A 13,974-nucleotide genomic window follows, 5' to 3' on the forward strand; every position below is an offset into this window, starting at 1 on the left:
ACCGTCCAACTATAGTCTATTCGCCCGGAATTCTTTACCACTATTTTTAAAATAAATGTCTTTTACTTTTCCACTGGCATCTTTTTCAAAGCTCAGATTGAAAGGCAGATCAAGTGAGAAGAAATCTTTTTCAGTTGAAAAATAGATGGGATAAAATTCCTGGTTATTTACGATAAGCATTGGTTTTTTTTCAAACCTAATGTCAATTGTGTCTTTAGCTAATACATACCTGCCAGTATATGCATTGGCCATTTCGGTTGTAACAGCCACTGCTTTTTTTACTTCAGGTCTAAAAAAATATTTCCATCCATATACGGTAGCAACGCTGTTCACAATCTCTTCAAGAATGCTACCATTGTCTGAATTAACCATCACCACAACCCCATTGCCGGTATTCATACTTCCATAATATACACACCGGAAACCCTCATTGGCGCCATTATGATTAAAATATTTATCATCGCCTTTTTGCATGATATAAACACCAAGAGCGACATTGCTATCGATATAAGGCATTAAACGAAGTCTGGTCATTTCACTGTTTAATACCTTGCTGCTGTTACCTTGTAACGACAATTGTGTTTCCACTATATAGGCAGCAAGGTCGGCGGGGTTAGTCCACAAACCAGCAGCACCTTCTTCAGGATAAATATGATAATTACCTTCCACCGGTTTTCCATTCTGGCGGTAGCCAGTAGCAAGAATTTTTTCTTTATCTTTTGCAGGTGGCTGTGCATACGAACTTGCCAACATACCCATCGGTTTCAACACCTGCTGCCACAAGTATTCATCGTAACGCTGATGCGTAACATCTTCAACTATGAGCTGGGAAATAGTAATACCACCTCCTGAATATTGAGAGCGTTTGCCCGGTTCTTCACGCGAACGTACAGCTGTATTATTTGCAGGCTTTTCACCATTGAGTATTTGGATAATTGAAGGAAGCGTATCTGTTTTTGAATAACCGGAGAAGCCATGCACGGTGAGACCTGCAGTATGAGTTAATAAGTTGGCAACAGAAATTTTCTTACCACGACTTATGGTATCGTATGGAAATTTCCAGGAGGTGAGGTATGTATTTATATCTGCATACAAATCTATCTTTTTATCCTGCGCCAGTTTTAATAAACCAATCCCGTTAATTGATTTACTAATGGATGCCGCCTGAAAAAGCGTTCGCGTTGTTACAGGTGTTTGTGTAACAGCATCTGCCATACCGTAACCACGCGCCCATTCTAACCTATAATTGTGAACAACTGCAATGCTGACACCAAAAATCCCGTTATCTTTCATACGTTGCTGCAGGCTGCAAGTATTCACGCTATCCTGTATGTGCACTTGCCCACTTAAATTATTTTCAACCTGTTTTATTCTATTTTCTATTTCTTCGTTGTAAACAGGATTTCGATTTTGTGCGATACCGACAAAAGATATGAGCATCCCAGCACAATATAAAATCACGGTAACGGATGTTTTTTTCTTTGGCATATATGTAAAATTGGAGTTCTTTATCGGAAACTATTTGTTTACTTATATTAAAAATATTAAAAAAGAAAAGCTTTTTTGCTACAACGATCCTTATCAAAATTTAAACAGGAACGTAATCATTGGTTTGGATTTCACCGCCAAAGCCAGACAAACTGCCGAGTACCTAGCGGCTATTCAGGACAAGTATCGAATGCTCTGATAACGATTTAAACACCCAACCCTGATGTGAAGCACCAGCAAAGCCTTTCAAAAAGTGAAATCCATAAGCAAAAAGCCTATGATCGATAAGTAAGGCGCAATATCTGTAATAGAAAAACAAGAATGGATGTTTTTATAGAATAGTTAATTTTCCCCGCCGCCTTATTTATTCCGAGTATATTTTTACCTGATCGATGCTCACACCATCATCTTCTGCTGTGATTTTCACGACATGTTTTCCCGGCTTCCCAATAAAATGTTTTGTTGTACGGATTGCCTGGTTTGTTAAAACATTTTGCTTCCATTCTTCGCTTCTCCCCTGGGTGGCATAATCAATTGTTTGAGGAGGACCATCATCCACTTGGATCGAGTAGCGAATCTTTGTTCCTTCAACAGGATGATTGGGCGCTAAAGCCAAACGAATACCGATTGAATCACTTTTATTAAGCGCAACTTGAAATTGAATTGAACTGCCCTTTGCTACACTTACAGCCCCACCAAGATAACCCAAACCATAAGCAATAGGCTTTTGACCTGTATATGAGCTATAATCTGCTCCATTGAGAACAAGCAACGGTTGCAGAGGTTGCACCAACGGCTTATCTGTGTGCGTTTGAATTGCTTTATCAAACACTTCAAGTTTTCTTGGCTTAAAATCCATCATGTACTTCCACTTTCCGTTCCCCAATGCATTGTACTTATTGGTAAGTGTAACAATGGTATCGTAAGCTGCATCACTTAATGGCCATCCAGCTTTACCATGCCTGGCCAGTTGTGCATACAATAACTTTCTATTCATAGCTGCCGCACCCCTTACAGGATATTCAACTAATTGAAACCAGGTGTCTTGCTTTTTAACAGGCATGCTTTTAGCAAGCTGCTGCACTTTCAGATCAATTACGTCATAAGCTTTCAACCGCTGATTGATCTCGTCTTCACTCCAGGGAAGATCTGTCACCACCTTATATTTCGGATCACTTTCTTCTGTTCGGGTTCCACCCATAAATTCTGGCTTACGGATATAAGCAAGGCGGTAATATTCATTCATAACTGAAGCTATCTCTTTAGCGTTAGCTGTTCCAAACTCCCTTCCAAGCCAGCTTTGTAAATGTTGTTCCAGTCCCTTCCTGTTATTGGTAATGGAATCAATGTTCCATGCCATATCAAAAAATAATTCGCTTAAATATTCGCAAGGCTTAATATCTCCCACGTTAGCTACCCACATTTCTTTTGCTCCTTTGTCATACGCCATTCGCATCTGTGTATAAAGCTGTGCAGGGTGAGTGCTTGCCAGCCAGAGATAATCATGGGGCCTGCCCCAATATGAAAGGTGATAGTACACACCATTGCCGCCCTTTTGCGCTCTTTCTTTTTCATTGGGAAAGTGTTTGATGTAACCGTAGTTATCATCACACCAAACGAGGGTTGCGTCTTCCGGCACTTCAAATCCATCATCATAAATATCCTGCACCTCCTTGTAAGGAATAAATACCTGCGGGACTTTTTCAATTATCGGATTGATATGCGCTGCTAACATTTCCCGTTGTTCTTTCATCGCCTTACCCAACAGCTCCTTTTGTTCCTGCAGCGTTTTCGCACCAAGCATTTGTCCATCGTGTACACCCCGAAGGCCAAGCGTGTAAATTGCGTTCAACCCTTTGCTTTGTATTACTCTTTCCTCCCAGTAGTGATACATCGAATCGTGGTTGGTAAGAAAATTAAAAGGACCCATTGTTTTCTCTTTCCATTCATCCACATTGTTCCGCAACATGGGCTCAGCATGTGAACTACCAACAACAATAGCATAATCGGCAGCCATTTGTATATTGCTAGGATAATGATAAAATGCTTTTGTAGAAGGATGCATCGCGGGCCAGATAAGATTCGCCCTTAGCCGCAACAGCAATTCAAAAATCTTTGCATAGGTCTTTGGCCCTATGTCGCCTGTTTCAGGTTCAAATGTTTTTGCGGCCCACGGTTGCAGGGCCCAGTCTTCATCATTCAAAAAAACGCCCCGGTATTTTACCGACGGTGCTTTCGATGTATATGTTCCTGAAATGTACAATTGGTTTTTCTTCTCTGGCAATGCATCCGCCCACCATACCCATGGAGAAACACCCATGAGTTTTGATAGATGGAAAATGCCATAGGCCGTTCCTCTCGCATCACTGCCGGCAACCAGCAGTTTCGTTGGACTGATTACTTTGATAAGAAAACTTTCCCACGCTCCTTTTACAGCAGATACATCAATCCCTTCTTCTTTTATGAGTGCGTCGACTGCTTCAGAATTTCCAAGGGTACCTGCAATAATTTGTATGGATGAAGAAGATGTTCTGTTCTTTAACTGCATTTGTTTTCCGGAAACCAATGCTACATCACGGGCAAATGCTTCAGCTGCAAGTGATACCACTTTAGCATCTTTTTCATCAACCATAATGGAAGCAACTGAAGCTTTGTTGAACAGCTGAAACGAAGTATTGCTTTGATATTCAGCAATTGCCAGTGAATTGTCCTGGTGCAACTGTAGCATAGCCGCCGCATAACGCCTGCCCAGTTCTCTTGCCGATGCAGTGTTAAAGTGAAGATTATCGCCTTTGTGCTCCAACCCATTAGCAGAAACAACCAATGTATTGTTCACCTGCTGTGGCAGACGATTGATTTCTTTATTGATAAAATTTTTCTTGTTGAAATAGCCGATCTCTCCTGCGACAAAGGGAAGGTTTGGCATTTGAAGATCGTTTCTTAAGCGATTTACCAGTGCAACGAGTTTCTCCACATAAACGCAGGAGTTTGCCGAATCATTATCCGATTCGCCCTGGTGCCAGAGAATACCTTTCAATACGCCTGTTTGCATAGCAATCTTTACACGCTTAATGGCATCATCGTAAGGGTGAGCGTTTAAATAACTGGCAGCGGGTTCCCATACTTTAATGGGTGAACCTCCCCATGCACAGGGAACAAGTGCAATCTTAATTTTCTTATTCGCTCCTTTAATAGTTTTTGCAAAGCTGATGGCGGGGCCCACACCTGCATCTTTGGGCTTATCGAAATGAACAGGATCAGTTGCAGGCACCCAATGATTTTGCGAATCGAGCATGATGATCTGCGGATCGATGAGTTTGCTTTCAGCATCAACCAGCCCCCTGCCCGCCATGTTCGATTGACCAATGAGCAGGTACACATGAGTATTGCTATCCACTCCCTTTTGAGCTTGGGCCTTCCAACATATACTGCTAACAAAAATGAAAAATACAATTCTGGCTATTGCAATCTGTTTCTTCATACAACTACGACCGGTTTTCGATTCTTATTATAACTTATTTCAACTTCACCACTATTTTATCAAGTGCTCTAGATCAGATACAGCTACACAAATATAGCCCTGCATAGTCTGCCCAATAAAAATAGGTATTTGCACATTAATTTTTGGTCTGCTAATAATCCTCTCAGACACTTTTGCTCTTTGCGAAAAATTAATTCTTTTCGACACCGGCTTCCCGCAATCCTAATGGCATTCATGCCCGTTGATATTGATCTTGGCATATATAGGGGCACCCCTGACTCTCCGCTCTATTGCTTCTGACAATAAAGTGGAGTCCAAATGTATTTGGATTCATTTTAGGTGCTTTTGGAAAGTTGAAAAATTACAACCCTGACCTATCAGGGTTACAGAGGATTTTTTGGACTCAGTCATGGACTCCGTTTGTGGACTCCTAAATAGCCTGAAATGAGGACGTCTTTGTTTGCAGGGAATAATTGCAACTGAGTCATAAGTCCTTATTACCAATAAATTACGCAAATAAGAAAGCCCAATAATATTACATTATTGAGCTTTGAAGTCGGTGGATAAGATTCGAATTAGCTATATAAGACTTTGATCTTTAATCAACTGAATTTCTAAAAAATTAAATACTCAAGGATTTGCACACAGGAATATTTTTAAGAACTGATAGACTACAAAATAGGAAGAAACACCATTCTTGTATACTGCTATTTCAAAAAACCGTGTGAGTTATGCCGTTACCCGTTTGTTTTTTGATTTCCCGAATAAATAGTAAGTTCACTTTTTAACCACCCAAACCCTTTGTCTGTGACTTAGGTGGCGAAGCATTGCCTTATCGTCGATTTCAATAACTTAAATAGCTGAATAGCCCTAACATAAAATAATAACCCTTGAAACAACTAACTATGAAACATGCCTTTCTTCACGGACTACTTCTCATGCTGCCATTCATTACGCGTGCACAAAGTTTTCAATTTCAAAGAATATCAATAGGTGCTATCGATTCAATTGAAAAAAAGCAAAACAGTCGTCTATTCAAATACGGTTACCCAATTGGAGTTTCCGAAGATTATTTTCCAGGAAGAACAAAATACAAGCTTGCTCAACCTATAGTTTACCGTAAAGAAGTAAAAGGGTTTAGCTATGAAACTTCGTATTACTACTCATTACCCGATAGCACATTGAGATTGATTGAATATTGGTGGGAAGGGGATACCAATTCAGAAGCCGATTTTAATGAGTTGCTTGAAAAAAATCGTAAAGAACTGGCTGCTTATATTAAGGGTAAAGAAACATATCAACCTGAAACTGACACCAAAGGCGCAAGTGATATTTTTGAAAATGACCTGATATTTGGGGAACAATTTTCTGCAAAAGGCATGCAAAGAATAAGAGTAAAAATAAGTTGGAAGTAAGAATGCTTAAAAAGATTCCTAAATGCAAAAGTCAGACAACTCCCTTAAAAATATTTGCATTGCCGCGATAAATCGAAGTACTATTCCCCCGTTCGATTTCCAGTATACAAAGATTTACGAAGAAGAAACCCTATCTGACAATACGAATATTAAAGTAGATGTAAGATTTGAAAACGACGAAGAATGCTTTTGATATCGTGTTGAGAAAAACCCAAGCTTTTAAATTATTGTCGGTAATACAAATCAATACTATTATGGCACAAACACCTGAACAAAATCTTGAAAAACTTGGAATTATTTTACCAGAGGCATCTCAACCTATTGCCACTTATGTAAACTGTGTAAGAGTAGGTAAACTGTTATTCATGTCAGGCAAGGGACCTTTAAAGTCTGACGATACTTACATTACTGGTAAACTTGGAAAAGACCTTAGTATTAAACAAGGTTATGAAGCTGCCCGACTCGCAGCCATTTGTCATATAGCTGTTTTGAAAACTGAATTAGGCGACCTGAAAAGAGTAAAACAAATAGTAAAAGTTTTGGGAATGGTAAATTGTACAGACGACTTTTTTGAGCAACCAAAAGTTATAAATGGTTATAGCGACTTGATGGTTTCAGTCTTTGATGACAAAGGAAGGCATGCTCGTAGTGCGGTAGGAATAAATGTCTTACCAATGAATATAGCAGTAGAAGTTGAAGTAATAGTTGAGATTGAGGACTAACCATTTTGAATTAAATGAACCATTAAAATAAAATCAATAAATCTTCTTTTAACTTATGCCAGCCTATATAATTGTTGAACTATCGGTTATAGACAAAGAAGGGTATGAAGAATATAAAAAATCAGCCCCTTCTTCCATATCATCTTATGGAGGCAAATATATCGTTCGTGGTGGGCAGACAGAAAATTTGGAAGGAAATTGGCAACCAGAAAGAATTGCAGTTTTAGAGTTTCCAACAATTGAACGAGCCAAAGAATGGTGGAGCTCTGAAATGTATTCAAAAGCTAAAAGTATTAGACAAAGAACTGCAAAAACAAAAATGATTTTAGTTGAAGGTGTTTAGTAATCGGATAACAATGAACTTTTAATTATAAATTTAGCAGCAGTTCGGGCTGGACGAATTTCAAATACCAGTTCTTCGGCAAGCCGTGAACGTCGGGCTTCATTTTTTGAACTGCCTATAATAATGACTTTAGCATTTTTCTACTAGTTGCCGTGGCCCAATCAATTCACACATTTAATTCTGTTTCAATGAATTTAAAAGTTATTTCATTTCAGGTAGCCGAGAGCATTGATTTAAAACAGTTTAGAACTGCCTTTACTGTCAATGTTCATTATGCTGATACAGACGAATTGTTTTACCATATGGAAGCATATAAATATCTATATGTATTTAAATATGGCGTGGTCTCTTTCTTGGGTTATAATGAAATTGATACGACTTCACTTTTAAAACTGATAACTTCTTATTGCAAAAATCCTATTGACCAAAGATTGAGCGATGAATTTGAGATAGAAACCAATGCATCCTCTATCCGTTACGGTTATAATAAACTTGAAATACCCCAACCTGATATTGAAATGATCAGGCTGATTATGCTCAACGCTTCACAAAGTGTAGCCTTGGATCATTACAACCAGCAAACCAACTTGTTACTGGAAGAAACTAATTACCATACTCAAGCTTTAGAAAGAAAAGGGAAAATCGACTTAGGTGGTGTCGAGCTGAAAAAATACATTGGCAGGACGCTTAACCTTAAAAACAAAATCTCTGCAAATTTATACATTTTTGACTCGCCGGAAGAAACGTGGGAAAATGAAACGCTCAATAAATTGGACATAGGGCTAAAAAAAACGTTTGATCTGCAATCACGATTTCGCACCATCCAGGAAGGACTGCAAATTGTAAAGGACAATTTAGAACTTTTCAAGGACTTACTCCAATATCGAAACAGCGTGGTGCTAGAATGGGTTATCATTCTTTTGATCTTAGTGGAAGTTATCAACGTGTTGCTAGAAAAAATTTTCAAATAGCAAATGCTGTTATACAGTAATTTCTTATAGAAAATAGCAGTAATAATAAAATCAAACCCAAAAAGGAACGCCCAACAAGATGCTTTGCAACAGCAGGGCTGACGAACCGCACTTCGGCAGCAGTAATTCTGTTCAGCTCCGGTTATCGGCTGGCAGTGCACTGTTGTGTATTTGTAGTTATCTTCGGCAAAACAATTAAATCAACTTCGGTACCAGCGTGACGAAACACTGAATGCCCTGCCATCACAAATACTATAACGTTAGCGTTAATTTTATGACAATCTCTGAGCATATTAAAAACTCGACAAAACAATTTAAACCGACGAGTCAAAAAATAAATCTTTACGACCCTAATGTTCGTAATACCTGCACTAGATTTTTCAAGATAAAAGATGAAAAAGGTAATGGATTCAAACTTTATGATTTTTCAGATAGAATTATGCTTGAAACAAAAGTGAAAACATCGTTACTATTTGCAATAAATCAGCCTGAAAATATATGTTTAGCTAACGAGCTTTTAGAACGTAATATTTACACTAATCATTCAAATGACAATTCTGTTCTTTCCTGTGTTGACTTAATTCAGCAAGACATCCAAGAAATTCAACTTCAGAAGAACGAAGCTCTTTTTGTTTACCGAAATGTAATTAAGTTATTGGTAGACAAAGCAAGACAACTTATTCCAGAAATTGAATTCTTGCAAAAAATAAAGTTGGTTATTGAAGATAAATTTCCTGATAGTGTTGAAATAATTGACACTTCAAAAATTCCCAAAGACTTACGGGACTTAGTTCCATATTTTGAGGAATGGGCAATTTCGGACGACTTGGAAAGAGATGAAAAGATAAAAAAATCATCAAAATCAAAACTTCAAAAAGTCGTTGACATTGTAAATTCTAAAATAAAATTCGTCAATAACTATTTGGACAGTTTTGGAGATGAAGCACTTCCTTATGAAGCGACATTGATTATGAATTTAGCAGAGCTCGTGGCTGAATTGACACTGCCCAAAAGGTGAAGTTAAAAACTACGCTAACGCAAGTATTTCCAATAGCTTGGCGCGACAGAACGCCCTGCCATCGCAAATACGGATTCGTTGCGGGCAACTTTATTCGAACCCTAACTTCGTTTAAAAAAACAATGACATTTCTCAACTCTTTTTTAAAGACATTTTGTGTTGGACTAATTGTCATAGTGGTTGCTTCTTGTAATGAAGCAGCCAATAGTGGCAATGACAAAATAGACCATGCTGACAGTATGAAGAAAGTAGCGACTCAAGTAGAAAAAATCGTTGCTATTAGTGACACTTTAATTATTGACCAGACTTGTGCGGTAATTGTAACTGCAGATAGTTCACAAATTGCAAAAAGAAAAAAGGAATTAGGACAAGACTTTTATGTAGGTGAAGACGATTATGCTTTTTATTTAAACGAGACTCAAACATTTCTTGATAGTGTAAAGCTGAAAATAATTGACTGTAACGGTAAAAAAGTTTTAAAGTTTATTTATGGAGACAAAAAACAAGAATTAATAAACTTGACCAAGTTGGATGAATTATGGAAGGTATATTTGTTTGACCCAAAAAGAAAAAGCAAAAGTGTGGATATGACAATGATTGACGAAGAGTATAAAGATTATTTCAAATAGCTTTTTTGCCCAAGCGTGGTAGGACGGAATAAACATCAGCGGTGTTAGCACTTCGGCTATAGTTCGGACTGACGGATATACATCGGCTTTTGTACTTATTTTCAAGGTTAAATCTAAAAAAGGATCCACAAAAAAACGTTTTGGAAATCATCGTTGACCTTTTGGATCCAAACTCAAAAATAGTCATAGAAAATGGAATTGAGCCATGGGTGAAATTCCTATCTTCTCTAACAACAAAAGACAAAACTAAACTTCCCATAAAAGTACATAGTTTCTGTTTGGCCCATTGAGGATAAGGTGATAGTCTTTGTAAGTGTTTTTGGGTTGTTTGTTTGCACTGTCCCAAGATTTCAACGGGATTCTATGATTTAATGAAAGAAGCAGAACTTGGCTATTAATATTGACCTTGGCATATACAGGCACATGGCCTTGCTTGTCCTCTCTATTGCTTCTAACAATAAAATGGACACCAAACGTATTTGGTCTCATTTTTTAGTACTTTTTAAAAGGGTGAAAAATTGAAATATAGATGGAGTAAGGGTTTTGGAGGTTTTTTTGGTCTCAGCGGTGGTAACTGGATTGGTCTCAGGAATTAGCCTAAAATGAAGCTATTTTGATCATATAGTAAATTATTATAATTTAACTAGAAATCCCTAGAATCCTTATTCCTATTGCATTATAGCCAATAAAAAAGCTCAATAATATTACATTATTGAGCTTAAAAGTCGGGTGGACAAGATTCGAAAATGCTTTATAAAAAATTGATTTTTAACCGAATAAATTTCTAAAAAATCAACTACTCAAGGATTTGCACACAGGAATATTTTAAGAGCTGATACCCTACAAAAATAGCAAGAAATGACATTCTAATAAAAGCCATTTTCGAAAAATCGTGTGAGTTATGCCGTTACCTGTTTTTTTTGATTTCCTGAATAAATAGTAAGTTCACTCTTCAACCATCCAGACAAAGGAGAACATCCTACCTTCTATTTGTACAAGCACAAGAACAAGCCATATCACATTGATTATTGTTTTGCATAGACAAAAAACAAAATTCACATGTTAGATAGCATAGGAGAAATAATATGGTTCGCCATTTTCATAACGCCACTGGTAACGATTCCAATAGTTTGGAAGCGAAGTGAGCAATCTAAACTTTATCGCATATTAATTGGACTTGCAATCGCATTACTAATATCATTTGTTTTCTTCATTATGAGTTGGACAATTTTATTACGCAATGGATTAGGACCGACCTGACAACTTGAAGAACAAAACGTTTTAATACTCATCGAATTATTTTTTCACACGCAAACGGTTGCGCGATTTGCTTCGCAAACAGGGACGGTAAATGCCATTTGTTTAATTTTACTTTCAGGAACTACATTTAATTGATGTGGGAGTTGAAGAAGGCCATACCCTCGGTCAGCTTGACCATTACAATAATTTATTGCAAAGTTGAAATATATGACTAGATTTAGATATATACCCACACTTGTATTGCTTGTAGCCGCAATTGGATTGAATGCTCAGGAAAATAAGAATCAAAAAATCGATTCTTTGTTAAAAGTAATGACTCTGGAAGAGAAGTTCGGGCAGATTAATTTGCTTGCTTATTATAGCTCACAAAAAGAAATCATAAAAGAAAGGATAAAAAAGGGAGAAATAGGCGCTTTGCTAAAAGCAAACGGAGCTGCCAATAATCGTGAATTGCAGAAAGTAGCAGTTGAGAATTCAAGGCTTCACATTCCCCTGATGTTCCAGGAAGATGTTATCCATGGTTATAAAACAATTGCTCCTGTTCCTTTAGCTGAGGCAGCCAGTTGGGATATGGAGGCTATACAACAGTCTGCTTCCGTTGCGGCCAGCGAGGCTTCGGCTGCAGGAGTTCAGCTGACTTACGCACCAATGGTGGACATTTGTCGCGACCCCCGTTGGGGGCGCATCATGGAGGGTGCCGGAGAAGATCCTTATCTGGGTAGTGAAGTAGCATCTGCCAGGGTGAAAGGATTTCAGGGTGACAGTTATACTAATGGTACCAATATAATGGCGTGTGTTAAGCACTTTGCAGGATATGGTGCTGCCTTGTCAGGAGAAGATTATGCTATCCTTGATTATTCGGAACGGGATTTGCGTGAATTGTATCTTCCGCCATTTCAGGCTGCTATTAACGCAGGTGCAGGTAGCCTCATGAGTGCATATACCTCCTACAATGCAGTTCCGGCTAGTGCCAACAAATTCTTATTGAAAACTGTACTTCGTGACCAAATGGGTTTCAAAGGGATGGTTATTACTGATTGGAGAACAACTTCAAACCTGGTTTCCATGGGAGTTTGCGGGGATGATTCTTTGGCGGCAGCAATGGCATTAGAAGCAGGTATTGATATGGACATGACTAGCGGGATATTAATGAAGGTTGGCCCGGATTTAATCAGGAAAGGAAAAATTGATGTAAAGGAAATTGACAGGGCTGTTCGCAATGTGTTAAATGCTAAATTCGATATGGGTTTATTCGAAAATCCATACAAATATTTTGATGAAGAACGCGAAAAAAAGGAAATACTTTCGAAAGAAAACAAGGAGAAGGCCCTCGATATGGCAAGAAAAAGCATGGTACTTTTAAAAAATGACGGTGACTTGCTTCCTTTGTCCAGAAATATTAAAACAATAGCAATCATTGGACCATTAGCAAAGGATAAAAAAGATTTAATGGGTAGATGGAATTGTAAGGGTGATGAGAAAGATGTAATTAGTTTATTTGATGGTATTAAAAATGTTGTAGGGCCGTCTACAAAAATCTTATATGCAGAAGGTTGTAGGCTTAATGGCTATAAAAATAATGGGAGTGATTCAATTTCAAAAGCTATTGAAATAGCAAAACAGGCTGATGTGATTATTCTTGCGGTTGGTGAACAGGCGAATTTCACAGGAGAAACTGCCGGATTGGCTGGTTTGCATATTACTCCTGAGCAGGAACAGTTGGTCCGTGCCATACATCAAACCGGAAAGCCCATAGTAAATGTACTTTTTAATGGTCGCCCGTTGGTCTTAACAGAGATAGCTGATAATTCTACGTCGCTTTTAGAAGCATGGCTTCCGGGCACTATGGGGGGAGATGCCGTCGCGGACGTGTTATTTGGAAATTATAATCCGTCAGGTAAATTGCCGGTTACTTTTCCGGCCAACGCAGGACAAATTCCTAATTTTTATGCTAAACGAAAAAAACAATCTGAGACGGGGTATGTGGATGCCAGTAATAAACCACTCTTCCCATTCGGTTTCGGATTAAGCTATACTCATTTTGAATATTCAAAAATTAAATTGTCCGACATAAAAATGAAGCCAAATGGTTTCATAAATGCTACTATAACGCTTACCAATAAAGGAAAATATACCGGACGTGAAGTTGTGCAATTATACATTGGCGACCCGGTTTGCTCTATAATACGCCCAATTAAGGAACTCAAAAAATTCAGCATCGTAGAACTGAAACCAGGCGAATCCAAAATCGTAAACTTTACTATTGGTCTTGATGATTTGTATTTTTTCGATAAGGATTTAAAGAAGACATATGAACCAGGCACATTCAAAGTATATATTGGGAGTAATTCTAGCGAAACAAAAGAAATAAGTTTTGAGCTTTCAAGTTAGACGAGTTCCGCTTAATAATTTTTTTCTTGTTTGAAATGTCTGTAAAATTTTGGTTCACAGGCTGTGAACTTATTTCTAATTGGTTCCCAACTTGGGATTCCGGGAATTCTTTTGCGTAGATCCTTGGAAAGTGTCTCCAAAAACCTACTGCCCCATTCTGTTTACTTTTCGGCATTCATTTTACCCAACTCCCAGTAAAGCTCTATCAGCAGACTACACCAACACACCGAGGACGCAGTATCTTAGATCTTGTATT

11 protein-coding genes are annotated in these 13,974 nt (G+C 38.0%); 8 read left to right on the forward strand and 3 right to left on the reverse strand.

The genetic code is table 11. The features are described 5' to 3' along the window. Window positions 1-9 precede the first annotated feature (9 nt). Both QJ048_RS16025 and QJ048_RS16030 read right to left on the reverse strand, forming a co-directional pair. Window positions 10-1,488 carry a serine hydrolase domain-containing protein gene (locus QJ048_RS16025; RefSeq protein ID WP_282335411.1) on the reverse strand — a complete coding sequence of 493 codons (1,479 nt, stop codon included), beginning with the start codon at window positions 1,486-1,488 and terminating at the stop codon, window positions 10-12. Window positions 1,489-1,852: 364 nt separating this feature from the next. Further along, window positions 1,853-4,969, reverse strand: a complete 3,117-nt coding sequence (locus QJ048_RS16030) for a glycosyl hydrolase 115 family protein (RefSeq protein WP_282335412.1) — start codon at window positions 4,967-4,969, stop codon at window positions 1,853-1,855. An 890-nt stretch (window positions 4,970-5,859) separates the two neighbouring features. On the opposite strand from QJ048_RS16030, the gene QJ048_RS16035 reads away from it, so the two are divergent. The 7 genes from QJ048_RS16035 (at window position 5,860) to QJ048_RS16065 (ending at window position 10,067) form a co-directional block, all read left to right on the forward strand. After that, complete coding sequence (locus QJ048_RS16035) at window positions 5,860-6,384, forward strand: hypothetical protein (RefSeq protein WP_282335413.1); 525 nt, start codon at window positions 5,860-5,862, stop codon at window positions 6,382-6,384. A gap of 22 nt (window positions 6,385-6,406) precedes the next feature. Then, window positions 6,407-6,577 carry a hypothetical protein gene (locus QJ048_RS16040; protein ID WP_282335414.1) on the forward strand — a complete coding sequence of 57 codons (171 nt, stop codon included), beginning with the start codon at window positions 6,407-6,409 and terminating at the stop codon, window positions 6,575-6,577. A 61-nt stretch (window positions 6,578-6,638) separates the two neighbouring features. Next, a complete protein-coding gene (locus QJ048_RS16045) occupies window positions 6,639-7,106 on the forward strand; it encodes a RidA family protein (RefSeq protein ID WP_282335415.1) in 468 nt (155 codons plus the stop codon). Window positions 7,107-7,161: 55 nt separating this feature from the next. Continuing rightward, window positions 7,162-7,449, forward strand: coding sequence for a DUF1330 domain-containing protein (locus QJ048_RS16050; RefSeq protein ID WP_282335416.1), 288 nt, complete (start codon window positions 7,162-7,164; stop codon window positions 7,447-7,449). A gap of 188 nt (window positions 7,450-7,637) precedes the next feature. Continuing rightward, window positions 7,638-8,420 (forward strand): RMD1 family protein, encoded by a 783-nt coding sequence (locus tag QJ048_RS16055; protein ID WP_282335417.1) that lies wholly within the window; start codon window positions 7,638-7,640, stop codon window positions 8,418-8,420. 274 nt (window positions 8,421-8,694) lie between these two features. Continuing rightward, the gene (locus tag QJ048_RS16060) at window positions 8,695-9,438 is read left to right on the forward strand and encodes a hypothetical protein (protein ID WP_282335418.1); all 744 of its coding nucleotides are present in this window, start codon (window positions 8,695-8,697) and stop codon (window positions 9,436-9,438) included. A 122-nt stretch (window positions 9,439-9,560) separates the two neighbouring features. Next, the gene (locus tag QJ048_RS16065) at window positions 9,561-10,067 is read left to right on the forward strand and encodes a hypothetical protein (protein ID WP_282335419.1); all 507 of its coding nucleotides are present in this window, start codon (window positions 9,561-9,563) and stop codon (window positions 10,065-10,067) included. A gap of 246 nt (window positions 10,068-10,313) precedes the next feature. Here QJ048_RS16065 and QJ048_RS23470 read toward each other — a convergent pair whose 3' ends face one another. After that, complete coding sequence (locus tag QJ048_RS23470) at window positions 10,314-10,556, reverse strand: Arm DNA-binding domain-containing protein (RefSeq protein WP_425607791.1); 243 nt, start codon at window positions 10,554-10,556, stop codon at window positions 10,314-10,316. A 978-nt stretch (window positions 10,557-11,534) separates the two neighbouring features. On the opposite strand from QJ048_RS23470, the gene bglX reads away from it, so the two are divergent. Beyond that, window positions 11,535-13,718: a beta-glucosidase BglX gene (gene bglX / locus QJ048_RS16070; protein ID WP_282335420.1), complete on the forward strand. Its 2,184-nt coding sequence runs from the start codon at window positions 11,535-11,537 to the stop codon at window positions 13,716-13,718. Window positions 13,719-13,974: the final 256 nt, after the last annotated feature.

The organism is Pinibacter soli, from assembly GCF_029961145.1.
GTDB lineage: Bacteria > Bacteroidota > Bacteroidia > Chitinophagales > Chitinophagaceae > Pinibacter > Pinibacter soli.

Excerpts from the sequence above, each read along its gene's own strand:
- QJ048_RS16025 (WP_282335411.1), bottom strand. The coding sequence starts at position 1,488 with ATGCCAAAGAAAAAAACATCCGTTACCGTGATTTTATATTGTGCTGGG.
- QJ048_RS16030 (WP_282335412.1), bottom strand. The coding sequence starts at position 4,969 with ATGAAGAAACAGATTGCAATAGCCAGAATTGTATTTTTCATTTTTGTT.
- QJ048_RS16040 (WP_282335414.1), top strand. The coding sequence starts at position 6,407 with ATGCAAAAGTCAGACAACTCCCTTAAAAATATTTGCATTGCCGCGATA.
- QJ048_RS16045 (WP_282335415.1), top strand. The coding sequence starts at position 6,639 with ATGGCACAAACACCTGAACAAAATCTTGAAAAACTTGGAATTATTTTA.
- QJ048_RS16050 (WP_282335416.1), top strand. The coding sequence starts at position 7,162 with ATGCCAGCCTATATAATTGTTGAACTATCGGTTATAGACAAAGAAGGG.
- QJ048_RS16055 (WP_282335417.1), top strand. The coding sequence starts at position 7,638 with ATGAATTTAAAAGTTATTTCATTTCAGGTAGCCGAGAGCATTGATTTA.
- QJ048_RS16060 (WP_282335418.1), top strand. The coding sequence starts at position 8,695 with ATGACAATCTCTGAGCATATTAAAAACTCGACAAAACAATTTAAACCG.
- QJ048_RS16065 (WP_282335419.1), top strand. The coding sequence starts at position 9,561 with ATGACATTTCTCAACTCTTTTTTAAAGACATTTTGTGTTGGACTAATT.
- QJ048_RS23470 (WP_425607791.1), bottom strand. The coding sequence starts at position 10,556 with ATGAGACCAAATACGTTTGGTGTCCATTTTATTGTTAGAAGCAATAGA.
- bglX (WP_282335420.1), top strand. The coding sequence starts at position 11,535 with ATGACTAGATTTAGATATATACCCACACTTGTATTGCTTGTAGCCGCA.